Raw genomic sequence first — 24,620 nt, forward strand, 5'->3', positions numbered from 1 at the left:
GTGCTTTTTTTTTTACTAAATAAATTTTTAATATGAATTTTTATGATTAATCAAATAGTTCAACCTTGTTCCGATTGTGGTACACCGAAAGATAAAGAAACGGAATGGCCACCTAAACATATTTGATACTTGTTTTGAAAAAGCTATTTCATTCCACAATTATTCTTTGAATTTTGCCTGATACTATAAACTCAACCATTTTTTATTTTTTTTTTGTCTTTTTAAATAAATGTCAGAAATTAGGAGTGTTTAAAGTTTATTTCTTGTGAGAGATTTCCAAAATGCTTAAAATAATTATTTCTAATTTTTTTTATAGGACATTAAAACAACTAATTTCAAGTTTTAATTAAAGAGGGTTATAATGAAAAAATTAAATAAGTTTTTGTTGCTAGGAATAAGTGTATGTTTGCTTAGTTCATGCACAAGAGATATTTCTTCTGATGTCTATTCAGTTAGACAAGTCGGTGAAGCTTCAATAACATATATGGGAAAGATTAGAAGTGTAAGAGCTGTGACCGTCAATCAAAATGCACAACTGGATGAAAACGGACTTGGTATAGCTGGAGGAGGCGTAACTGGAGGAATTATTGGAAATGCTGCGGGTAGAGGACATTTGCTTCCGACAGCATTTGGGGCAGTTGCGGGCGCTGTTGCCGGGTCTCTAATTGAAAAACGGGCTAAACAACAAGCAGGTTTAGAATATGCTGTGGAATTGGACAATGGAGATTTATTAACTGTTGTCCAGGGACCTAACGATAATTTTTACATCGGACAACCTGTTTATGTTATCGTCAGTGCTTCAGGTCGGTCGCGCATTACTCCTCAATAAATAGGAAATATTTTTAATAATTCCTTTTAGAGTTTTCCTAAAAAAACGTTTTTTTTAAAGTAGAGGTCGATGCTGACTGAATTAAGAATTTTTAGCATCGACTAAATTTTATTATTTTTTCGCTAAAAACTTATGAAGCAATTAAGACAGTGAACTTGTGAGTTAAAGTTTTTAATTACATATATTTTTTCTGATTAAAAGATTCGCAATATGGCCCGTGAATACCTTACATATGGCTAAATTAGTCTCTGCTTTTGTATAATTAATTTTTTTGTAGCATAGTTGTTTTTTTATAAATATGTAAAAGTATTATGCCAATTTATAATTTTATTCTTTTCTTGAGTGGAATGAATTTCATTCAATATTTAAAATAGAAAAATTTTGAAGAGAGAAGTAATCGAATAATTGCAGTTATTTAATATATATATATATATTAAGAAATATAGAAAAATGTTTTAAAATTACTATTGATTTGTTTAAAATTAAAATAACTAAGAATTAATCGAACGTATAAATTTTGTGTTCACAGTACTTTCCTTCAGGCCTTCTTAAACCTACATTCACGTACAGAGCTATACGATTGTCATTTTCACGATGTTGAAAAGAAAGACGTAAATGCCAAGCCGTCTGAATTGTTGTTAATAAATCGATTTCATATTCTAAATAACTAGGTTCTTTCTTTCGATTCCATCCTTGTCTAGAAGAAAATTCGCAAGCCCAATTAGGATGAAAACGATAGAAGAAATGAAGTAAAAAAGTATTTCGTCTATCAGATAGAGCTGAATTAAATAAATTGTTTTCAGAGCGAAAACTATCAAGAAAAAAGTTTCCTTCATCGACTTTGCGCCAACTATAAGCGCTTCTGTGACGATACTCGATAGCTAAGGCAAAGTCAGCGCTTAATGTCCATTCAGAGCGAAAATTAAAATGATCAAATAGATGATGTTGAAAATCCCAGGCTGTTTGAATCGTGTGTTTAATAGTAGAAATAGAGGAAAAGACAAATTTCCCATAAAGTTTGGGAAAAGTTCGAGCAATCGTTTTGGAGTTGAAAAAAGCGTGAGTATAAATATTTGCATAAAAAAGTTGTGAAATGCCGTTTTGTTCTTTTAATAACAATGAATTTTTAAAACCTATCGTTAATTTGTTTAAGCGAGCCCAACCATCTGTAATATCAAAAATGTAATGTTGATTGGGAGATGAAGTAGGAGAGGTATAGTAGTGAAAAAATGAATAGGGGGTAACAACATGTTTAAAGTCGCCCAGATGTTTATAAAGTTGTGTTTCAACTCGACAACCGACTAATCCCAAACTAAGGAGTTGAGAGGAATGTTTCGGGCTATTTCCATAAAAAATCTCTATAAAACCCATTTGAGGGGTAATAGTTACGGGGCCTGCAATGAATGGTCGATATAAAGTAGGTCTATATTCAAACCGATTGGAAGCATAATTAGGAACATCCACTATGTGTTTGGAGTACTTAAAATCTAAGTAAGAAACACTAGCCCAATTTTCAAATATAATTCCCGTTCTTTGCAAAGGGAAAGGCTTAAAGTTTACTGACAGGGTAGGAAGCTCTTGTTTAACGGTTTGAAAACTATTAATACGCAAACGTGTGTATAAATTTCCAATCCATGAATCTTCTTGTCTTCTGATTAATACTTGTGTTCTTTCTGACGGATCAAAATCAAAATCTCTATCGTGGTAACTACTTGGCATATCTCTATCACTGATCTTGTCATAAGTCATTAAGATACTTACTTTATCTTGATCTAAGAGTGTTTTAAATAACCCTTCAAAACGATAGCGGGCTTTTTCATTTGGGTCCAAAAGAGAAGAATCTCTAGCTAAATAATTAATGCTTTGAAATTCCGTTTTACGATCAACAGAATGATATCTTGTTTCAATACCTCCTCCTGGGCCTCTAGCTAAACGATAATCAAATCGCACAAATGTTTTCCAACGATTCCAAGAAAATATTTCGTAAGTAAGTCCTATACGTGGCCCCTGTCTTCCTCCCCATCTAAAACGATAACGAATAGGGGAATCAAAAATAGAGTCTAAGTTAGCGCTTAAAGAAGGAATCCATAAAATAGTGTATTTTTTGAGTTTTAGTTGTACATCATAAGCTTTCAGGTGTCGTCCTTGTTTGACATAGACATTATTTGAATAAAGACCCCATTCGGGTTGTTCGTTTTCCGATGTCGTAATATAACCATTATATAAAACATAACTACCATCACAGCGCATTTCAATTTTTTCGCCTCCGAAAAACCAAGGTTCTATCGCTGTTCGTCCATATTCAATAAAACCTTCTTTTTTTTGAAAGTCGTAGTAGAGTTTTTGTCCTGTAAATAGGTAATCTCCAAATTCGATCATGAGCTGGTCTTCTGCTTCAATTGTTAAAATCGGAGTTTTATCGATCATTTTTTTTGTATAACGGATGACTTTTGCTTGGATACGAAGGCGAGGTGCAGAAATCACCCCTCCTTGATTGGTTGTCATAACACCATCTATATAAAGAGGTTCTTTTAGGTCGACAGTGATGCCTTCAGCAAAACCCTCATGTACGACTTTAACGGTTTCTTCAGCATAATTGGAGAGGCAAAACCCTAAAAATGGAAGAAGAGATAAAAATAAAATGAAGGGATGAAAACACATGGATATACGTTTGATAAGATAAAAAGAGCAGATTATACGATGAAAGCGATTAACTCAAAAGGTGAGAATGACCTATTTCAGAGTAAAATGGATAGAAATGCTGGAGATACCTAATTCTAATTTTTGAATTTTTTTAAATGAATCAATATATAATAAAAACATAGTGATATTTTATTTTTTATTTAAAATAGTTTGAATTCATAAAATCGTTGCAAGATATAGATTAAAGTCTTTGAGATGGGTATATTTTAACAATATAATGACGAACTTATGATCCTATTAAAGTTCTATAGATAAAATAAAATTTTAGCGATTCATTGTCACAAGGAATCCAATTATTTTTAAAAGAATTTTGCTATTGATTTTATGCAGCAAGTTTGGACATACAATCTCTCACTTTTACCAGAAAAAAAGTCCTCAAATTTAAGCAATAATTGAAAGGAATTAATTGATGATTTGATCAGATATCAGATATCAAGGAACAATTTTTGGCAGATACAGCTCTTCCGGGAAAAAAAATATTTCGGCAAGAAGTAGCAAGCTATTTGATGCAAAAATTTGGAGTAAAAGAAGTTTTAGCATTGTTATCTAATACTGATCCTAAAACAATCGATTTTAAACAAGAAGAAGCAAGCTTAAATCAGCAACTTAAAGAAGTTTGTGGAGGATAAAGATCATCTCCTTCTACCCACATTTTAATATCATTTCTTGGAAGAAATTGAATTAAATTTAAAAGGCTTAGAAATTGGCAAGTTTTTAATTTACAAAAGCTTGTCGATACTCCATTCTCCTTTCAGAGAAATTTTCCAACTGATTAATTTATTGTGTGGCTCTCAACAGAATACCAGCCAAGGCATACTTATTATTGGTTTGATCTTGACTAATGGCTTCCAAAAGCGCTTCAATTCCTAGCGTATCTTGATTAATAGCAAAAGCTTCATATATTTTAATTAAAAGCTGAGAAGCTTCAGCGGGAGCTAGTTGGTAACTGTTTTCAGTTAATTTCCAAGGATTTGTAATAGATCCTTTAAATCGAATAAATTCAGTTTCTCGTTGGGTTTTGACCCACTGTCTGAGCTGTTCCGCGTAAGGGCCTTTTTCTTGAAGACGATAAAGTGCCAAGTTACAATAATGACGCACAAACGGGGCTCCTAATTGTTGTTGATGAGCTTTTAAGCAATTAACCGCGTCATGAGAGCCTATTTCTTCTAACAAGCTAGTAACTAAAGGAATAAGCTCATTTTGCTGTGATTCAAAAATGGCATGAGCAAGCACAATAAAAAAAGGCTCGGAAAGATTTCTTACGGTTTCAACGACAGATTCTTTAAGGGTTATATGTTCTTGATAATCCAGGTCACTTTCCATGATTTGGCTAGCTGAAGGAATGATTTTCCAAATTTTAAAAGTTCTACCAGGGGAATGATCAGGAACAAATGCATAATCTTTTTTATGGCGTAAAATGATCTCTTTCAAATAAGGAAAACAAACCGTATTTTTTTGATTTAATAGAGCTAAAACAGCATTAATGCGCAATTGAGGATTTGAGTGGTCTAAGAAGTTTGTAAGAACCGCACTTTTTTCAGGAATTTCTCCTAAAGCTTGAATGGCAAATAAATTTTCTTGTTTTGCCATTGCTTCAATAGCATCAGCAGAGGTGTTGATTCCTAATTTATATAAAGCCAAATGAGCCGCTAAGGCAACTGTTGGATAGGGAGAAAAGGTTAATTTTTGCAATTTGTCTTTGCTATATCCATCGTGAAAAGCTCCGAGAGCATGTGCACAAGCTTCTTGTTGAATTTGATTTCCTTGAAAAGCCTGTTGCCTAATTTGTGGAAGTAAATCATCTCTTTTATATTTAGCAATGCTGTGGATGACTGACAGACGAACTGTTTCAGAAGGATGATGCAGTAATTTTCTTAAGACCCTTATAGCTTGTGGAGTTCCCACGGCGGCAATTAAAGGTGGATAAAGAGAAATTAGAATTTCTGGCGTTTTATACATAAGAGATTCAGCTTGATTAATAGAGGCTGGATGATTTTTTAAACAAAGTTGTTTTAAAGCTTCTAGTCGAATTAAAAGTTGAGTAGATCCCATCGCTTTAAGAATCGTTTGATCAGCTTTATCACTTTGAAGGCGAGCTAAGGTATTCAATGCAATCAATTGAATTTGAGGATAACGATTTTTTAAACCAGCTTCTAAGATATAATAGGCACCTTCATGAGCAGAAACACTTGCCCCTAGCAAAGACAAAAGTTCAATTTCAGGATTAGATTGCCTATATCCAAAATCTAAAATCCCTAATCCTATGTGATGTAAAAGCTCAAAATCATGCAATTCATTAGCTTGGAAGTTATTCATGTAGAGATTTAATGCTTGAGAATGATCTCCTTGCTGGATAAGAAAAAGAATACGTCCGCTTTGAGAAGTATGGATTTCTTTTGCTTGCAAAAAAAAATGACAAAATAGAGAGAATAAAACTCCTTTTATGACTAAATTGAGATTCATTTAAAACTCATTGTTTAAATTATCAATCTTTTAAATATTTCCAGAGATCGATGCCTATCTCAGATAGACACAATCTCAAAGTATTAATAGGAAGTCCCATTACATTATAATAACATCCTTCCAGCTTTTTGATGATCAAACTTCCCGCTCCTTGAACCATGTATCCACCCGCTTTGTCTGCACAGTGAATCTTTTCTTGATATTGATGGATTTCATCATCTGTCAATGAATTAAATAAAACTTTTGTTTCTTCAAATTGTTGAATTTCTTGATTTTCATTTGATACGTTAACTCCTGTATAAACGGAATGCCAATGGCCAGCAAGTTCACGTAAATTTTGAAAAGCTTCTTCTTTACTACGTGGTTTTCCAAAAACTTTTCCTTCTTTGTAAACAATAGTGTCTGCAGAAATGAGAATATCTTTAGGAAATTGATATCTAAGTGATTTGGTTTTACCCGCGGATAAACTTAAAACATAGTGTTCTGGGTTACCTCCAAACGGGACTGTCTCTTCATCAAAGACAGGGCTCACTTGTTCAAAGGGAAGAGAAAAAAAATTTAAAATTTCTTTACGACGAGGAGATTGTGATCCTAAAATTATCTTCATTGTTATTATCCCTAGCTTAGAAATATTTGCGGGAAAAGTTGAATTTTTTGTTTATCTAAATTAAGTTTAGGACAATAAAGTTGCAACTGAGTTTTAATCTTTTCTTCAATTCGTTTTAAAGATTTGTAAGTTGGCATCTCCTCGGTAAAAAAACCAATATATTCTTTATCATTGCAATAAGCACTCTCAAATATTTTTTCCAGTTTCCACTTTTGTCTATTTTCTTGAGACGTTTGTTGAAGATGTATTGCAATTTCTCCTTGTAATAAATAGCCTAAAAAGAGACGTATTTGGATAGGGTTTGACATGAAATAACTTTATGGGAAATTTATGATTATTTTATCAAAAAATAGGTTTAAGAGATTATTCTAGAATTAGCTTACTATACGATATAGGCCATCCATGATTAAGAATGTTTTATCTCGATGGAATCCCTTAAATATATTTGGGACAGAAGTTGAGTATCAAGATTTACTTCATCAACCTCTTGAATCTGACGAAACGTTGATACAAGATAGTCGTGGTTGCATCCATCGTTTAAAAGTTTCTTCCAAACACTCTACCTTTTGGGAGACAGTTCTTTATTGGATTCAAATTCACCTTAATAAAAAAGGTCATTTGGATGCAATTGATAAATTATTATCTTCTTTTGATTCTTAAACCCTTCAATGTTCTTTTTTAGCAGCTAAAGAATTTAAAGAAATAAAATCTAATCTAGAAAGTTTAAAATCATTGAAAAATGATTATCATTTTCGACAATCAATTGACATTAAATTGGTTGATAAATGGTTGGCGGAAATTGAAGACAAAGCTTTTTCTATTTTTGAGTATAGTATGCAGAGAAAATGGCTAGAGAACAAGAAGAAGAAAGGAAAATTTTTTTTTATTTCTAATAGAATAAGTCAATTTATTTGTTATAAATTTAATTCATGACCATCAAAATAACCTACAGCAAATTAAATTTTTTTTATTAGCCTCTTCTCAACATTTATTTAAACTTTTTCAAAAGTATACTGAACACATCCACATTTGCTTATATAAAATTAAAATGTTAATAAAGAATATTAATTTATTAGAACATGAGCACCAGGATAAATTTACAATTATCTTTTTTGAAGAATATGTTTACCAAATGCGTAAAAAATTGACAAAAGGATTGAATCTCATTGAATTGCAAGTCATCACTCTAATTGATCATTTAAAAATTGCTTATCAAGTGAATGCCACCAAAGATGTTATTAAAAATCTGTTAGCCACCCTTGAAGTTAATTCGCGTGAAATAAGGCAAAACGAGGAAAAAGAAAGAAACAATTTACTGGCCGAAGTGAAAATTTTTCAGAGTCTATTGTCTACTTAAGATTAAAATAATTTATTTGGGCGTAGCTCATTCTATTATTATTGAGTTAGCCTTTTTTTTAATCGATCTGAAAATGTAAGAGCAACAATATCCAATAAATTTTGATGATTTTTGACAGATCTATTCTTTTCTAATCTATCTAAAATCTGTTGTCCATTGATTAAAATAGATTCAATTGAAGATGGAATAAAATTAATTTTATTAAGATGAGGATGTAAATAATACCTGTCATACATAGAGACAAATAAGGTTGTCAGCAAATGAATATCAGCATGCAATTCTTTTTCTTTAGATCCTTGTTCAAACTGCTTCGTGTAAACATTTAATTTATTTAATAAACTTGATTCAGTCCAAAAAAATAGAAGAACTTCTTCAGGATGTATCCCTTTGAAGTCCGGGGGAGTATAGGCATCTGCATGTGTAGAGTGAATGAGTTGGTAACGATATAGCATATAGTAAACAGAATAAATAAAAAGCTTAATTCCTATCGAAATATGAGATATTTCAAAATTTGGGTTTAATTTAAAAAGAGGATCTGTAGTTGTTCCTCCATGAATAATTTTTCGTTTGACTTCATAAAAATCGTCAATCCATTTCCAAAATAGCTCTAATGGTTTTGTAAATCTCAACGGAAGAAGAGGGCGAAGCTTATGTTTAAAATCTGCTGTGACTTGTTGATCATTAAGATCGAATAAAGCTTCAAAACTCGAAGCTAAAAAGACTACATCTTCTGGTTCAAATAAATATTCAGAAAACTGGACTTCCTTTTCAAAAAGATTAACAAACCGTTGAAAGAAGCGATCGACAAAATATCGGATGGAGCGAACGAGACGTTTATAGGCATGAATGGTAGCCATGTTTTCATGGGGAGCAGATTGATAAATTGTTAGCAGCGTTTTTCCCAGTCCTTGGCAGATGTCTTGATCAAGAAAATGAATACAAACAGTCTCTTCGCGATAACTCTCATTAATGTAAAGGTCTTTCCAGTTATCTTTGTTTTTAATAAAATCGAGAGTACAAGGAATGATTTTTCTAAAGGCATTAAAAGAAGGAATTTCATTTCCATAGTAAAGGTCTCGAAAAGTACAAGCAAAATAAAGCAAATAAAGAGCATTGACTAAAACAGCCTCTCTTTCTGAAACAGGAATTTGATTTGAGATAGAAATACATGTTGTTTCTTTAGGATATAGTTTGATTGTGTTAATCCACTCAATTTTTTCATTACCCGCCTTAGCTTTTATTTGACCAATAGAGTAAATGTAATTTTGAAAAAAAAGATGTTCAGTTTGATTTAAATAAGTTGAATATTGGGAAGCAGGCCAAAAGATAACAGCTCCAAATTGAATACATGTTTCTTTTGCTAATTCAACAAAGGGGAGGCAAGCATAAATCTGATAATTCAAATTACTATTATCCATTATCCACCTTAATCAAAGAATTTAAATATTTTTTTATGCAAACTGAATGCCATTTTCCTCAAAGTTTCTTTATATTTCACTAAGGAGATATTTTTTTAAATACTTTGTCCCAAATAATTGAGGGGCATTTTTTATTGCTGGGCATAAAAAATCGAAAAGTTAAATTCTCAATTAGAAAAATTATTCAAAAGGCGTAATTTCAGATTTGTGAAATGAAAAAGGCAGATCCGAAGACCTGCCTTTTGATCACTGATTTAGAAAATCAGACCTTAGTTCACAATTAAGCTCTCTTCTTGTGTGATCGGATTTTTAATGAAATCCGAGCTTACTTGCACTTTAGGACGTAAATCACCGCGACTATTAGCCTTAACAGTGATATAGTACTCAAGTGTTTGCCGAGGAGCGAGATTTGGGAATGGAGCAAATGTAACTGTTTGTCCCTTTAACTGAGCTGCAGATGCACCAGATGCGTTAACTGGAGTAAGCTCGCTTGGGAAGTTGACAACAACATTTACATTTGTATCATACTCTTGACCTTTGTTAGTCACAATCACTTTAAAGCGGCTTGTTTCACCAACACAAATTGGATTATCGGAATTTGTTATACCGACATCAAGAGCTGGGCGTCCTTTCCAGTTTGTACCAAATTCGCAGCTAGAGTTGCAACCTTCACAGTTAGTGACATTAACTCTATTAACAAAATAGCCAGGTGTGCAAGTTGTCAACGTAGCGTTGAATGTTGCTTTTTCACCAGCTTTTAGTTCTTTAAGTTTCCAAATAGCTTGTTTGCCATTAATGTTTGCACCAGAAGCTGTCACAATACTTGTTGCAGAAGGAGCTGTATCTGTAACAACAACTTCATGAAGTGACTTGTCACCTGTGTTCACAACTGTGATTTGGTAATCAGCATTTTGTCCGACAGGAACTTCTTTAGGTCCAACTTTTTGGCATTCAACTTGGCAGCATGCGACACATGTGCAAGCTTCGCAAGATGTTTGATTAGCATTGCAAGCTGTTACAACTGCTGTATTGCAGAAGTTTCCACGATGGCAAGTTGTTAAGCAGAAGTTCACTTTTTTCGTTTGGCAAGGCTCTAAGGTGCCTAACTTAAAGTTAAGAGTTTTTTGACCACTAGCATGTTCTAGTCCATCTGGAATATTGTCAGTAATGACAACATCTTCGGCTGGGCATGTACCAATGTTTGTTACAGTAATTGTATAGTTGATTGGTTCATTTGGACCAACTTCAGCTGGTGCATGTTTTTCACAAACAAGAACAGGTTTTGCACAAAGGAGAGCGCAATAGGCAACTGGAGTTGCTTTCACGCAGAAGCATGTGCAAAGATCACCTTCTCTTTCGCTTTTTAACCAAATTCTAGCTGGAACAGTTTGTCCTCGGTTCATGCTGCCAAAAGACCAAACAACATTACGGCCATCCACTTTTGCTTCTGGTTGGCTTCTCAAATAAGTTACACCTTCAGGAAGAGTAGTTGTTAGAATAACTTCACAAACATCACAGCTAGTAGAAATTTCTAAATCTAGAGGATATTGGTCACCAAGAATACACATCTTGGGATTTCGAGCTTTAACTGTTACCCCATTTGTAGAGCACTCACCTACAGGTCCAGCTTTACATTGCTTTAAAGGTGCTGCACACTTAGGTGGGCAGTGCTCTTGAGCAACTAAAGGGTAAGCAGGTTTGCTAGTCGCTTTTTGTGGAACCGCGCATGACTGTGGTTCACAAACTGGCCGGCATGAATTGAGAGTTTTGCAAGGCTCTGAACAAGGCTTGCATACAGGAGGACAGATTGGTTTACTTGGCGCACAAATCGGGGCCGAAGGTTCGCAATAATCGCTGCTTCCGTGTGAATTGGAACAGCCTGTCCAAAGAAGTGCCGAAACACCTAAAAAAACCAACGAGGTTAATATCCCTAGTTGTTTTCTCATAAAGACTCCTTGGTTAAGGTCTTAGTTGTAGAAGATTTTGGATAATTCTTTTGAATTATAAATTTAGAGTCAGTATCGTTACATGCCCTACAGTTTTTCTGATCTGATTAAGAAAGATGTCTTACTTACCGACCTTTATGAGCTGTATTTTTTTGCGAAACTTTTAGATGGCATGGGGTGCGTTTGAAAACTTCGCATTCATTTAAACTCATCGTTGAGTTTTTGTGTTTGACTTTTTCAATTTACACAACTCCTTTGCCAATTACTTAAAACTTTGTAACTAAGCAGAGAAATTATTCATCTACTTTTGAGTTTCACATGCATTGGCATGCAAATCGCATTTTAGTAGCAATCACTGTTGTCAAAATATTTTGGTTCGCATACCGGCTTTGGAGAACATGCCCTTGGCTCGCAGTAACGTGGCTTTGGAGAACACGGCTCACAGCTTGGGTTACGATCGAAACAGCAGCTAGATAAAGACAATACTAATGTAGCTAAAAAGCCTAAACCTAAAAATTTTTTCATAAAAGAACTCCTGTTAGTTTTTAAAAAGTGTAAAGGATAACATTCGTCATTTTCTATTACCCATTTATATATCGCCTTTTTCTTCATGTAAGCATGTTGATTAAGGGTCGATTAACAAAAAAGTATTTATCTCATTAAATACGCCTTAAGAATTAATTGTTCCAGAAGATTTTTTTAATTAAAAATGAGTTTTGCTAGAAACTGTTTTTAACTCCTTGGTTTTCAAATTGATAAAAATTTTTAAAGTGCAAAAAAAATCTCTTTAAAAAAATTCTAAAAAAAACAGGAAAATAGGAAATGATAAGCAATAAATAAGTTTTCCTTGCTTTAAAAAGCCTTCAAAATCTATTAAAAATATGATTAAGGTAGTAGATTTCTTGAAAGTTTTGTTAAACACAAAGAATTGGTTAGATTCATAAAATTAAAACTTTATAAAAAATGAAAATAAGGAAATTTTTAAATTTTTAATTTTCCTTGCCATCCTAGTTTTTCTCTTAGAGTAGCGAAATAATCATGCCTTTCTAAGCAAACTAAATCAAAAGTTTGAGAAGAAATAGAAGCATGAAAAATTTCGTTTGTTGATAAGCTAAAACTCGATATGCCATCTGAGGAAACTTCAACGGGAGCGTAGGAACTTAAATATTTAACTTGAATAGATATTTCTGGCATTAAAACAATGGGGCGATTAGAAATCGTATGGGGACAAATAGGAGTAAGAACAAAAGCTTTTAATTCTGGCGTTAAAATCGGGCCGCCGGCTGCCAAAGAGTATGCTGTTGATCCACTAGGAGTCGAGATAATCATCCCATCAGCTGAAAAAGTGTTGAGATAGTTTCCATCCACATAAATAGCTAAATCAATTAAGCATGGATTCTGAGCACGGTGAATAACGACTTCATTAACTGCAAAACAAGAGGGCTTACATAATACAGAACCTTCCACCATCATCCGTTTTTGAACACGATAACGTCCTTTAATTAAATCTTCTAAGCTTGGAAAAATGCCATCTAACGGAATGTCAGCTAAAAAACCAAGACTTCCTAAATTAATTCCAAGTAAAGGAGCATGAATAGTTGGGTGTTTATGAATGAGTCGTAAGATTGTGCCATCTCCTCCGAGAGAAATACGAAAATTGATATGTTGAACGTTTACTTGTGATAGGGGAAATACGTTTAATTGTTTGGCATGTTTATCTTCGGCAGTAATTTCAATATTTCGAGAAATCAAAAACTGGCAAATCTCTGCTGCAATTTTTAAGGAGGGATCTTTACTTTCATTAGGAAATAGTGCAATCATCATAGCATATCTACTTGTTCAAGTATGTCTTACAAACTTTGAAAATAATTTAAGCAACAGGATTAAGGGTATTTTGTGCTATTAAATTAAAATGAGATTGAATTTGTCTGAAAATTTTTTCAGGCACCAAGCCAATCTCGTTTAAAAGATCCTGATTTCTACCATGATCGAGAAAAGCTTCGGGTATTCCCAAATTTAAAACTTGTATTTGATTAAACCCTTGTCCAACTAAAAAGTTGTTAATAATCGAGCCCATCCCAGAAACAACACTATGTTCTTCAATGGTGACAATTTTATTGTGATTAAGAAGCAGCTTACAAAAAAGTTCCGAGTCTAATGGTTTAACAAAAATAGGATCTAAAACTGTAGCTTCAATGCCAGTCTGAGCTAATAGGTCTCGGACTTTTAATGCCGCCTGATTCATATGACCTAAGGCGACAATTAAAATTTCGGTGCCTTCAATTAGAACTTCTCCCTTTCCTAATTCTCTTTCACAAATAGGATGGTTAAATTCTTCGGTCATTAAGTTTGGATAACGGATAGCCGTTGGCCTTTTCCAACTAAAAGCCGATTCCATCAACTCTTTTAAAACCTGTCCATTACGAGGCTGTGCAATAATCATATTTGGCATCGCATTCAAAAATGAAATATCATAGATCCCGTGATGGGTAGAACCATCAGGTCCTGAAATTCCTGCTCGATCAATGGCAAATACGACCGGTAACTCTTGCAAGCAAATATCATGAAAAACGTTGTCAAAAGCTCTTTGTAAGAAAGTTGCATAAATAGAGGCGACGATTTTCATTTTACCTCCATATGCCATACCCCCTGCAAAAGTAATCGCATGAGATTCAGCAATACCCACATCAATACAGCGTTCAGGAAAAGTTTTCATAAAATCATCTAAGCAAGACCCTGCAGACATGGCTGGGGTTATTGCCACAATGCTAGGATCTTTTTCAGCCATTTTTAAAAGATGAGAACCAAATATTTTGGGAAAAGTAGGTTTGGTTACCGGGTTTGGTAAAAATTTACCAGTATCTTTACTAAACGGCTTGGCTCCGTGGTAAGAGATGGGATTTTTGATGGCTTCATCCATTCCTTCCCCTTTTCTGGTCAAAACATGAATGATAACTGGCCAGTTAGAGTCTTTTACACCTTCTAAAACATCCACTAGTTTTTTTGTGTCGTGTCCATCAATCGGTCCTATATAAGAAAGACCATATTGTTCAAAATAAACGGCAGGGCTCACCAAGTTTTTTAAAGATTCAGTGATTTTATGTCCTTGTTGTGAAAGAATGGGACCATAATTAGGTATTTTAGAAACGATTGTATCAAGCTCTTGGTGAATTTTATTTGTTGTAGGATTACTTAGTAAGCGACTTAAAATATGCGTAATTGCTCCCACATTTTTAGAAATAGACATAGCATTATCATTGAGAATTACGATAAAGCGTTTAAGCTCTCGAGAAATATTGTTTAGGGCCTCTAAAGTTAATCCACATGTTAAAGTTGCATCACCAATAATTGGGATAATATAATCTTTTCTCTTGGTTAAGTCTCTATTTTTGGCAACACCTAATGCTAAGGAAAGAGCGGTTCCTGCATGTCCTGCATGGAAGTGATCATGAATAGATTCCTTAGGATGAGAAAATCCACACAATCCTTTGAATTGTCTAATTTCATGAAAGCGATCATTTCGACCTGTTAGTAATTTATGAACATAAGTTTGGTGACTAACATCCCAGATAAATTTGTCATCAGGGGACTCAAAAACTTTATGCAGAGCTAAAGTGAGTTCAACCACACCCAAATTTGAGGCTAAATGTCCTCCATTAACAGATAAAACTTCAATAATGCGTTGTCTAATTTCATGAGCTAAGTACTTGAGATCACTATAGGAAAGATTTTTGATATCATTGGGATGATTCAAATTCGATAGAATTGATTGTGTCATTCAAAATCCTTTATAGTCACTTAATTAAAAAGTCATCTCTCAAAAAGTTTTTATTGACATTCTAAGACGGAAGACTGCAATAAAAAGATAAATTAAGAGGTTGAAGCGATCTTAAAATCTTGAATGATAGGTTTGTCGTCGTTTCCTAGTGTTAATTCACCACTACGGTTTTTGACTAGAATCTCTATTTTTCGTTCAGCATCATTTAATCGTTTATTGCAAATTATTATTAACTGATCAGCTTCTTCATAAAGTTTAAGAGATTCATCAAGGCTTACTGTACCGCTATTCATCTTTTCAAGTATTTCTTCTAAGCGGCATAAAGCTGTTTCAAAGCTAGCAGTAGGTTCTTGATCAGATGGATTATTCACGAGGATTCACTTCGTTGATAGTGATTAAGGCTTCGCCGTCAGATAATAAGAGCTTGGCTTTTTGCCCTTTTTTAAGTTTACATATTGAATTTATAACGAATACTTCTTTTTCCGCAAATAGAATACTATAGCCTTGTTTTAAAAGATTTTTGGGATCAACAGCTTTTAAAATATTAGTTATATGTAAAATTTTCTGTTTTGAAGATAAGATTCGATCTCTGATTAATTGATTATTTTTGATTCTATAGTCTTTTCCTTTAAAAAGATATTTTTTTTGCCCAATTAAATAGGTCCACTGTTGCTTTAAACGATATTCAATTTGTTCAATCTTTTTTTTATTTTGCAAAAGTAAATCTTGCATTTTTCTTGAAAAAATACCATTCCAGTCTCTCAAATGCTTTCTAAGGTGAATGATTTGATTAGATGGTTTCAAGAGCTGGGTTTGGCGAGCAAAAGATTCTAATTGATGTTTTTTGAAAGTAATAATCTGTTTGAGTTGGTTAGAAAGATCCTCTTTCAAATCATCAAGTTTTTGCATTCTCCATTCTGTAATAACATGAGGATGAGTAATAAAAAGATGTTTGCTAAAACCTTTTAAACGGTAGTGCCCTGATTGGATAAGATTTTGAATAGCTTGCTGTATTCGCCTTCTTAAAGTTTTTAAATGTTCAAGTTGTTGATTTTTTTCTGAAATGACAATCTCTGCGGCAGCAGAAGGCGTGGGAGCTCTAATATCTGCAACATAATCAGCGATGCAATGATCTGTTTCATGCCCAACAGCACTAATAATCGGGATTTGACTGTTATAAATAGCTTCAGCAACAATTTCTTCATTGAAAGGCCATAAATCTTCTAAACTTCCTCCACCTCTTCCTACAATTAAAACATCAACTAATTGATATCGGTTGAATTGTTCGATTGCACGAGCAATCTCTTTTGCTGCTCCTTCTCCTTGAACTTTGACAGGATTAAGTATGAGATGAAAACCTGAAAAACGACGTGTTAAAATTTGTAAAATATCTTGAATAACTGCACCTGTAGGACTGGTTATCACACCGATTTTTTTAGGAAAACGAGGAATCGGTTTTTTATGAATCGCTTTAAACCAACCTTTTTGATGAAGTTTAATTTTGAGCTGTTCTAATTTCTGAAGAAGTTCCCCTATACCCACATAAGAAAGTTCTCGAATAATCAGCTGATAATTTCCTTTAGGTGGATAAACACTTATTTCTCCTTTTATCATGACATGATCACCCCCTTTTGGAGGAGTTTTCAACAAAGAAGCTTCGGCTTTAAACATCACAGCAGAAATTTGAGCTGTTGCATCTTTTAGAGAAAAGTAAAAGTGACCAGATGATTGCTCTTTAAAATTGCTGATTTCACCCTGTAAATAAATAAAAGGAAACATCGACTCTAAATTGAGTTTGATGGCTTGAGTCAATTGTGTAACCGTTAATAGAGGGGGGGTGTCTGATTGCATAAAACTCAAATTAAAAATTTTTAAAATTGCAATTTGTGAATCGTATGATGTATATCATCTGGCGCTTAAGCTTGGGTTTACCAACCTTTTTTATGTATACAGCAATCTCAAACCATGAGATAATAGTTGATTTACGTTTTTTTTAACAATTAATGAATAGTTAATTTTTTTAATTTAAAAGCATATTACATATTAATATCAAAAAAAATATTTACAAAATTAATTAGTAACAGGTAAAAATGGATTTTAATCTAAAAATTTTTTTAATAAATTTTAATGAAGGATTTACGTTTTTTCTGATTTTTCCGAGTATCATCCTTTTTGGACTTTATCTAACGTTTAAATTGCAATTTGTTCAAATATCAAAGCTAAAAATGAGTTTTTGTTGCTTACTTAAAAAAGATCAAGGATGTCAAGGAAATATCAGCCATTATCAAGCAATTTCAGCCGTTTTAGCCGGTAATTTTGGGACGGGAAATATTTCGGGTATGGCTGTTGCTATTTCAACAGGTGGTCCAGGTGCCCTTGTTTGGATGTGGATTATGGCTTTTTTAGGTGCCTCTATTCAGTATGTTAGTTGTGTTTTAGGTGTTAAATATCGAAAACTTAACTCTAATGGTGAGTATGTAGGGGGGCCTATGTACTATTTATCCGAGGGTCTTAATATGAAAGCATTAGGAACGTTGTTTAGCCTATTTACCATTTTTGGTGCTTTAACAGTTGGAAATTTTGCACAAATCAATTCAGCAACACTTCCATTGATAAAATTAGGTTTAGATCCTTTTATTTGTAGCTTATTTATTGCTTTATTTGTTGGTGTTGTCTTAGTAGGAGGAGTGCAAAGAGTTGCCAAGCTTGCTTCAATTATTGTTCCTGTTAAGGCAGCCCTTTATTTAGGAACAGCATTTGTTATTCTTTGGCTTCATGCCGATCAAGTGATGCCTGCTTTCGAACTCATGATAAAAGCTGCGTTTGTTCCGCAATCTGCTTTTGGAGGAGTGCTTGGATTTAGTGTTGTTAAAGCTATCTCTACAGGATTTGATCGGGGAGTTTTTGCAACTGATGCCGGAACAGGGATTGTGCCAATTTTGCAATCGAGTGCTCGTACGACTAATCCTATTGTAGATGGAGTGGTTACTTTAGTTGCTTCTTTTTTAGTAATGATTGTTTGTACAGCGACAGGGCTAACTTTGATTGTGACAGGAGCTTGGCAAGTGGAGGGATTACAGAGCACCAATATGGTTACCCACGCTTTTCAAGTAGGCTTAGGAAGCTCACTTGGAGCATTTATCGTAATTACTGCCCTGATTTTATTTGCTTATACGACTATTCTAGCTTGGGCATATTGTGCAGAAAAAGCTGTAGATTTTTTGTGGGGAAGTAAATATGCAGGCTATTTTAAGTATATTTATATTGTTTTTATTCCCATCGGAGCCCTAATTCATGTTGATTTGATTTGGAGGCTTGCCGATATCGCAATTTCTTTAATGTTGTTTACTAATTTGATAGGTATTATCAGCTTGTCTAAAGAAGTTATCGATGATAATCGTTTATTTTTTTTAAAAAAGTCGGATTATTTATCGCATACAAATTTAATGCCCACAACGCCAAATGAATAAAAATTATTTTAAATATAAAAGGTAAGAAAAAATATTAATTACCTGCTTGACTTTGTTTTCTAAAAGCATTAGCAGCTAAGTGAGCTTGCCTAGTTGGTTCAGGCAAACGATATCCTTTTACACAGTTTAATACATATTCAATAGCTGTTCTTAAAGATACGCGATGGCCTGTAGAAATAATGAGTGGTTTGCAGCGAAGCTTAGTTCGCACGAGAGCTCCAATTTCTTTCCCATAAGCATACAAAAAAACATAATCACCCACACAGGAACCTAAGTCTTTTTTCGGTTCTCCAAAAAGAATATTTTTAGCAACTCCTATTGTAGGAATATTGACTAACACTCCAATATGACTCGCAATACCTAACCTTCGAGGATGAGATATTCCTTGCCCATCCACAAAAATCATGTCTGGAAGCTTTGGAAGACTTTCTAATGCATCAATAAGTGCAGGAGCTTCTCTGAAACCTAAAAATCCAGGAATATAGGGGAAGGTTTGCCTTTGTGATACACTGTTATGGAATTGAACAGATAACATTTTAGAATCTAAAAGTATGGCTGTTGCATAAATGATTTGTTTAGGATCGAAAAGATTATTGCTAACATCCATGCCTCCGAAAAACTCTGGTGTGTTAAATTCATCTTCTAAACAAATGCGGTTGGCAAGTTCTTTTTGAATGATAGTTGCTTTTTCTATCGAATCAGGCTGTAAAAAGCTGGGGTCAAAATTAAAACGTTGGCTCATTTGATAATGTCCTAACAATTTTTTTTTAATAAGTTTCATTTTACATGATAGACACAGAAAATCAAAACAAATGATGAGTCGTTTATTTTTTTGTATTGTGATCCTTTAATCTGAGTTGTAAAGCAGTAATAATAATGCAGAAGCCCTTTAAAAAATAACAAATTTTTTTCTTGGTATATTTCAGGAGGTTGTTTTGATTCCTCAAAGTTTGGATCAATAATTAGCAAAGATTAACGTAACAAAACCGATATTTTATTTTTTAAAAATAAAATAATTATTTGTTATTATATGTTTAATTTTGTTTACGCAGTTTTTCTAATTAAACAAATATAATAACCCCGAATTTAATTTAGATGGAAAATTCTATTTACATTCTTATGTAAAATGATCATAGTAAATTTATCGACTAGCAAATGCGAAAGTTATTCTTTGACTTTTAAGCTGGAGATGAGCTCTTCGCTAGACAAAAATCAGATATTTTCGGTGATTTTGAAAGAATCAAGATTTGGAGAAAATTATGGTTATTGAAATAAGTGTAGCAGCGATAGCTATAGCTTTTATTTTTTTGGTGATTTATCTTGTATGCTTGTGTAAGTCGGCGCGTATTATGTTAAATCAACTTAATCATTTAATTATTGATGTTCGTCAACAATTAGATGGTATAAAAGAAGAGGCAAAAAAAACGATTGAAAATACAAATCAAATTAGTTTGGATTTAAAGCATAAAATTGAGGCTTTTAATTCCTTGTTTCAATCGTTGGCAAATATTGGAGAGGCTTTAGAATATAAAGCAGAGGCTTTTAGACAAAAGACACTTCGTTTCTATAGTGGCCGTGCAAAAGAATTCTTACGTTCTTCTTTTAGAAACGAAACAAGTGAAGAATTACCTTTCAAAAAAAATAGGGATGAAAGCCCCGAGTTACCATTAGTCGCAGAAATTCTTGAATTAGCAAGCCAGGGCTGCCGCCTATGGCAAAATCTAAAGAAAAGGAGATAATCGATGACTTCAAAAACAACCCATACAAAAGATTTTTTCGCAGGAGCTGTAATTGGTAGTTTACTAGGTGGTGTAACTGCACTTCTTACAGCGCCAAAAGCAGGAAAAAGGTTACGTCAAGAGATGAATGATTTTTACAGCGATGTATCAGATCAGTCTCATGATATTGCAGATAATATTTCCAAAAAAACTAGATCTGTCATGAAATCTTTTGGTTCTCATTCCAACGAATTAGCGGATAAAGCTAAATGTTTATATTGCGGAGTAAAAAAAATGATGGGATGTGAACAGGAAGAGGAAGAAGAAACCTGCACAAAAGATTTAATGATGGGCGGGGTTATTGGTGGAGTATTAGGTGCTGTGGTAGGGCTTTTGCTTGCTCCTAAATCTGGTAGTGAGCTGAGAGATGATATTGTCGAAGGATGTGAAAAAGTGAGTGATAAAACTCGTGGTATGGCAGATCAATTTTCCAAAAATGGAAAAAAAATGGCCGCAACTGCGTATTCGAAAACCAACAAATGGCTTGAGTTGGCAAAGGGCATAGTCCATGAGTGGACTGATGAAGCAGAAGAAAAAAGCGAAAATTTTACCAGTCAAGCTAAACATCGTATGGATGATTTAATGGACTGGGCTGCTTTAGGTTATCGTGTTTGGCAAGGTATTAACAAAAAACGATAAATTCTAGCAAGTAAAGATCAAGGATGGTTCCTATGAATAAAAAGATCCTTTTAGGAAGCCTGGCTGGGGGCTTTGTCGGATTGACAACAGCTTTATTATTAGCACCGAAGTCGGGTAATCAACTCATTAAGGATGCTTATAAGCCTTTATTTCCATTACTTCGCCAGCTTTTTTCGTATGCAAAAAAAAATGATGATGGGGAAGATTCACAAATTTCCCTAGCTAATCCTCGCAAATCCACAAGAAAAACGAAGATAAAAACAGCTGCCAAAGCTGTTCCAAAACCTAAAAAATCTGTTAACTCAACAACTAAGAAGCTTCCTACTTCAAAGAAGTCTGCTGCAAAAAGCACGTCTCATGAATCTTCAACAAAGGTAAATGAATGATAAACTCTTTTGATTTTTAGTGAGTTGTAATTTTCCCTTAAAGAGCTAATTTTTTAAAATTCTAATATGTTGAATTTTTTGCCATCTCTTTAAGGGAAAATTTAAAATTGTTTTTGTTTCCTTTCTGCAATCTATCTGTTTTCTGTCTAAAGAAACATTTTTTAGCTCTTAACAACTATAAAATTTGTATAAGAAACGTTGATTTTATCAACGAAAATTTTTTGTATTATAAAAGAAATTGTGCACATTGGTTACCGATATGCAAAATAGGTCTGCTGGCTAAAAAATTAAAAAACCAAATGAAAGTTTCTTTTGCATCAGTCAATCTTCTCGTTGAAGAGGTTTCTGTCATTTGACATTGAAAATATTTATTAATGAATAGATTAATCCGACGAAAAGATTGATAGAAAAGTTGAAGAAGGATAGGACAAGCAAAGCAAACAGCTAAAATGCTAATCACATGGCGAGGGTGCCAAGGATTAACTTCAAAAATTGTATTAGGACCAAAGTAAACTTCCATTTGAAGAGGAGAAAAAAAATAATAGGAAACTTCCGTAATCAAAGCGAATCCCGGACGAGAGGCTACAGCACTCAAAATAAGAGAAATTTTACTGCAAATGATACTGAAAATGTGAATTTTAGATATTCCTATATTAGTAGAAAATAAAGCATTTAATAAATGTCGGCCTTTTGAGATTTGATAAAGATTACAAATCTCAAGTATTCCAAAAGTACAAGTTAAAATGCTTGCACAATTTTTGATAATTTCCTTTAAGAAGATAGAGTTTAAATAGAAATTACTAAATAAAATACCGTCTGCGACAAGTTCAATGTTCGAACTCATAATTATTTCCGTTTAGTGCATGTCAGTTCAAAAATAATGAATAGCGGATAAAAAAAGAAATATTATACTTATTTCTACATAAACTGCAACAAACTCTAACACTGTATCACATAGAATTGTTGATGAGTTAGATTCTAAAGAGGAATTAAAAATTTAAAACAATAAGAAAAGAAGATAGAAGGATTCTCAAAGTTAATCAATCTTAGGCAATGTTTTTTCAAAAAATATTTGTATGAAAATAGTTTGTTAGACTGTTTTTATTTAAAATGATTTCAAGGCGCATTAAAATAGATAAAAAATCAGCGGAGAAAAAGAAAAAGGAACGGAAGAGGTAGGATTCGAACCCACGGTCGGGGGCTGCCCGACTTCTGTTTTCAAGACAGACGCATTCGGCCACTCTGCCACTCTTCCGCACAAGATAACCATTTTTTTATGATTAAAGGTAAAATATATAAGACTTCTCTAAATTTCGTCAATAACTTTCGTTATATAATGTTTTTTTATGTTGTGAGGGAATATTTAAAATTTTATTTTTTTTGGCTAAAAATAAAAAAATTATAATAAATAATTTATGTTTTGTTTTTTCTCTAAAAAATGATTTAAGTACATTTCATATTTTTAATTCAATTTGTAAAAGTGGGATTGATAGTGGGATGTTTCAATTTACAGAGTTTTTTACTTTTTTAAAGTTCATTCAGTACCAAGGTTTACGATCTGAGGAACTAGAATCTGTCAGTTATATGCTGTGTATGTACCAGCCATTTTAATCAAAGAAAGATTGGATTTTACCAGAGCAGTTTAGGTACTTTTCCTTACTCTTTGAAAGCTTTTTCATCTGTGCTGAATAATCGATAAGTATCATTCCGCACAGATGTGTATTTTTATAGCTGATAGATTTGACTATACTTATCTTGAAGGTAGCGGATGTATGCATTAGCATTAAAAGCATGACCTGTTGCTAACTTGAGAAGTTCACGACTAGAGTAACGACGCCCATGTTGATAAATATGCTCGGATAACCATGCTTTGACAAAATTTAATTCACCGGTTGAGATACGTTGTTCCCAGTCAGGATATTGTTTAGCAAAAGCTTCAAAAAGGTGAGCCGCATAGAGATTGCCTAATGTATACGTTGGAAAATATCCGAATGCACCCATTGACCAATGAATGTCTTGTAAGCAACCTTCATTATGATGACTAGGTGTTATACCCAAGTATTCTTTCATTTTTGCATTCCATGCTTCGGGAACTTCGCGAACATTTATTGAACCTTCGATTAAAGCTTTTTCCAATTCAAAACGTATAATCACATGTAAAGGATAAGTCATTTCATCGGCTTCCACGCGAATGAAGGAAGGCTCAACTTTATTAATCGCTTGATAAAAAGAGTTTAAATGAACTTGATCGAGCCGACCTGGAAAAGTATTTTTTAAAATGGGGAAAAAGTGTTTCCAAAATGATTTATGAAGTCCAATTCTCGTTTCCCACCATCGAGATTGACTTTCATGAATTCCTAATGAACAAGCATCTCCTAGGGGTGTTCCATAAAGATTTTGTGGCAAACCCATTTCATATAAGGCGTGTCCTCCTTCATGTAAAATAACCGAAATACTACTCATAAGTGAAGACGGGTGAATGCGTGTTGTAATACGACTGTCGGTTGGATGGCTAGCAGAAGAAAAAGGATGAGAGGAAAAGTCTAATCGACCTTTGTTAAAATCATATCCCATAGCATTTAAGATCTGATGGCTAAATGCTATTTGCTTATCATGATCCCATTTTCCAAATAAAAAATTATTTTCTATTTTTTGAGTAGAAATTTTTCTTATCCATACCGTTATTGTATTTTTGAGTTTGTCGAAAATTTGCTTCGTTTTTGCTGTGGTCATATCAGGTTCATACAAATCCAACAGAGCATCGTATGGATGATTTTGATAACCTAATAAATCGGCTTTTTTCCGATTCATGGTAACCACACGATCTAAAAAAGGGGCAAATTGTTGAAAGGAATTTGATTTTTTTGCGTTGCGCCAAGCCAAAACAGATTGAGAAGTTAATTGAGCAAACTCTTCAACGAATTCTGCTGGCATGGCAGTATCTTGCAAATAATCTCGACGCCATTCTTTAACAGCAGAGGATTGCGCAGGCGTGAGGTCTTGTGCAATCAATTCGCCGCTAGAAAGATCGATAAGTTTAGAAAGGGTATTTGCGAATTTTTGACTTGTTTTTTCTCGATGAATTAAACCTGCCATTGTTTTAAGTTGCTCTGCGCGAATAGCTGCGCTACCAAAAGGCATATAGGTTTCTTGGTCCCAATCTAAATGAGAAGAAATACCTTGTAGAATGCGTGCATGTTTACTAAGTACATGTAGTTTTTGATACTCTTTTTGAGTTTTACTCAT

22 protein-coding genes and 1 tRNA gene are annotated in these 24,620 nt (G+C 33.6%); 9 read left to right on the plus strand and 14 right to left on the minus strand.

The genetic code is table 11. From position 1 onward, the window contains the following. Positions 1–361 precede the first annotated feature (361 nt). Positions 362–829 (plus strand): outer membrane lipoprotein, encoded by a 468-nt coding sequence (locus PC_RS02905; protein WP_011175156.1) that lies wholly within the window; start codon positions 362–364, stop codon positions 827–829. A gap of 498 nt (positions 830–1,327) precedes the next feature. Here PC_RS02905 and PC_RS02910 read toward each other — a convergent pair whose 3' ends face one another. Next, entirely contained in the window at positions 1,328–3,490 is a 2,163-nt protein-coding gene (locus tag PC_RS02910; RefSeq protein ID WP_011175157.1) for an LPS-assembly protein LptD, read from the minus strand. 488 nt (positions 3,491–3,978) lie between these two features. Here PC_RS02910 and PC_RS02915 point away from each other — a divergent pair, with 488 nt between their 5' ends. Next, positions 3,979–4,161 (plus strand): hypothetical protein, encoded by a 183-nt coding sequence (locus tag PC_RS02915; protein ID WP_011175158.1) that lies wholly within the window; start codon positions 3,979–3,981, stop codon positions 4,159–4,161. Between the two features lie 148 nt (positions 4,162–4,309). Here PC_RS02915 and PC_RS02920 read toward each other — a convergent pair whose 3' ends face one another. From PC_RS02920 to PC_RS02930, 3 genes are read right to left on the minus strand one after another with little or no spacing between them, the layout of a single operon-like run. Continuing rightward, complete coding sequence (locus PC_RS02920; RefSeq protein ID WP_011175159.1) at positions 4,310–5,995, minus strand: HEAT repeat domain-containing protein; 1,686 nt, start codon at positions 5,993–5,995, stop codon at positions 4,310–4,312. A gap of 22 nt (positions 5,996–6,017) precedes the next feature. Beyond that, the gene (locus PC_RS02925; RefSeq protein ID WP_011175160.1) at positions 6,018–6,602 is read right to left on the minus strand and encodes a Maf family protein; all 585 of its coding nucleotides are present in this window, start codon (positions 6,600–6,602) and stop codon (positions 6,018–6,020) included. 11 nt (positions 6,603–6,613) lie between these two features. Beyond that, on the minus strand, positions 6,614–6,910 hold the full coding sequence (locus PC_RS02930; protein WP_011175161.1) for a hypothetical protein: 297 nt from the start codon (positions 6,908–6,910) through the stop codon (positions 6,614–6,616). Between the two features lie 94 nt (positions 6,911–7,004). Here PC_RS02930 and PC_RS02935 point away from each other — a divergent pair, with 94 nt between their 5' ends. Then, the gene (locus PC_RS02935; protein WP_011175162.1) at positions 7,005–7,262 is read left to right on the plus strand and encodes a hypothetical protein; all 258 of its coding nucleotides are present in this window, start codon (positions 7,005–7,007) and stop codon (positions 7,260–7,262) included. A gap of 388 nt (positions 7,263–7,650) precedes the next feature. After that, the gene (locus tag PC_RS02945) at positions 7,651–7,959 is read left to right on the plus strand and encodes a hypothetical protein (protein ID WP_011175164.1); all 309 of its coding nucleotides are present in this window, start codon (positions 7,651–7,653) and stop codon (positions 7,957–7,959) included. 38 nt (positions 7,960–7,997) lie between these two features. Here the strand turns inward: PC_RS02945 and PC_RS02950 are convergent, their stop codons facing one another. Both PC_RS02950 and PC_RS02955 read right to left on the minus strand, forming a co-directional pair. After that, positions 7,998–9,377, minus strand: coding sequence for a hypothetical protein (locus tag PC_RS02950; RefSeq protein WP_011175165.1), 1,380 nt, complete (start codon positions 9,375–9,377; stop codon positions 7,998–8,000). A gap of 269 nt (positions 9,378–9,646) precedes the next feature. Then, positions 9,647–11,323: a DUF11 domain-containing protein gene (locus PC_RS02955; RefSeq protein ID WP_011175166.1), complete on the minus strand. Its 1,677-nt coding sequence runs from the start codon at positions 11,321–11,323 to the stop codon at positions 9,647–9,649. Between the two features lie 318 nt (positions 11,324–11,641). Here PC_RS02955 and PC_RS11060 point away from each other — a divergent pair, with 318 nt between their 5' ends. Continuing rightward, on the plus strand, positions 11,642–11,800 hold the full coding sequence (locus PC_RS11060) for a hypothetical protein (RefSeq protein ID WP_155117116.1): 159 nt from the start codon (positions 11,642–11,644) through the stop codon (positions 11,798–11,800). Between the two features lie 504 nt (positions 11,801–12,304). Here PC_RS11060 and PC_RS02960 read toward each other — a convergent pair. From PC_RS02960 to xseA, 4 genes are all read right to left on the minus strand, one after another. Next, a complete protein-coding gene (locus PC_RS02960; RefSeq protein WP_044044816.1) occupies positions 12,305–13,147 on the minus strand; it encodes an NAD(+)/NADH kinase in 843 nt (280 codons plus the stop codon). 46 nt (positions 13,148–13,193) lie between these two features. After that, positions 13,194–15,101 (minus strand): 1-deoxy-D-xylulose-5-phosphate synthase, encoded by a 1,908-nt coding sequence (locus tag PC_RS02965; protein ID WP_011175169.1) that lies wholly within the window; start codon positions 15,099–15,101, stop codon positions 13,194–13,196. Positions 15,102–15,193: 92 nt separating this feature from the next. Further along, complete coding sequence (locus PC_RS02970) at positions 15,194–15,472, minus strand: exodeoxyribonuclease VII small subunit (RefSeq protein WP_011175170.1); 279 nt, start codon at positions 15,470–15,472, stop codon at positions 15,194–15,196. Then, positions 15,465–16,952, minus strand: a complete 1,488-nt coding sequence (gene xseA / locus PC_RS02975) for an exodeoxyribonuclease VII large subunit (RefSeq protein WP_044044819.1) — start codon at positions 16,950–16,952, stop codon at positions 15,465–15,467. Before xseA ends, PC_RS02970 begins: the two co-directional genes overlap by 8 nt. Before the next feature lie 239 nt (positions 16,953–17,191). Here xseA and PC_RS02980 point away from each other — a divergent pair, with 239 nt between their 5' ends. Next, positions 17,192–18,571: an alanine/glycine:cation symporter family protein gene (locus PC_RS02980; RefSeq protein ID WP_011175172.1), complete on the plus strand. Its 1,380-nt coding sequence runs from the start codon at positions 17,192–17,194 to the stop codon at positions 18,569–18,571. A 34-nt stretch (positions 18,572–18,605) separates the two neighbouring features. Here the strand turns inward: PC_RS02980 and nfi are convergent, their stop codons facing one another. Beyond that, positions 18,606–19,313 carry a deoxyribonuclease V gene (nfi, locus tag PC_RS02985; RefSeq protein ID WP_011175173.1) on the minus strand — a complete coding sequence of 236 codons (708 nt, stop codon included), beginning with the start codon at positions 19,311–19,313 and terminating at the stop codon, positions 18,606–18,608. A gap of 517 nt (positions 19,314–19,830) precedes the next feature. Between nfi and PC_RS02990 the strand changes: the two genes are divergently transcribed. Genes PC_RS02990 through PC_RS03000 form a run of 3 tightly spaced genes read left to right on the plus strand, consistent with a single transcriptional unit; the run spans position 19,831 to position 21,374 of the window. Beyond that, a complete protein-coding gene (locus tag PC_RS02990; protein WP_044044821.1) occupies positions 19,831–20,310 on the plus strand; it encodes a DUF948 domain-containing protein in 480 nt (159 codons plus the stop codon). Between the two features lie 3 nt (positions 20,311–20,313). Then, entirely contained in the window at positions 20,314–20,988 is a 675-nt protein-coding gene (locus PC_RS09860; protein ID WP_011175176.1) for a YtxH domain-containing protein, read from the plus strand. 32 nt (positions 20,989–21,020) lie between these two features. Then, entirely contained in the window at positions 21,021–21,374 is a 354-nt protein-coding gene (locus PC_RS03000) for a YtxH domain-containing protein (protein ID WP_011175177.1), read from the plus strand. Positions 21,375–21,600: 226 nt separating this feature from the next. Here PC_RS03000 and PC_RS03005 read toward each other — a convergent pair whose 3' ends face one another. From PC_RS03005 to PC_RS03015, 3 genes are all read right to left on the minus strand, one after another. Continuing rightward, positions 21,601–22,218 (minus strand): hypothetical protein, encoded by a 618-nt coding sequence (locus PC_RS03005; RefSeq protein WP_011175178.1) that lies wholly within the window; start codon positions 22,216–22,218, stop codon positions 21,601–21,603. 323 nt (positions 22,219–22,541) lie between these two features. Further along, a tRNA-Ser gene (locus tag PC_RS03010) sits at positions 22,542–22,629 on the minus strand. 470 nt (positions 22,630–23,099) lie between these two features. Further along, complete coding sequence (locus tag PC_RS03015; protein ID WP_011175180.1) at positions 23,100–24,620, minus strand: gluzincin family metallopeptidase; 1,521 nt, start codon at positions 24,618–24,620, stop codon at positions 23,100–23,102.

Source organism: Candidatus Protochlamydia amoebophila UWE25 (genome assembly GCF_000011565.2).
Lineage (GTDB): Bacteria > Chlamydiota > Chlamydiia > Chlamydiales > Parachlamydiaceae > Protochlamydia > Protochlamydia amoebophila.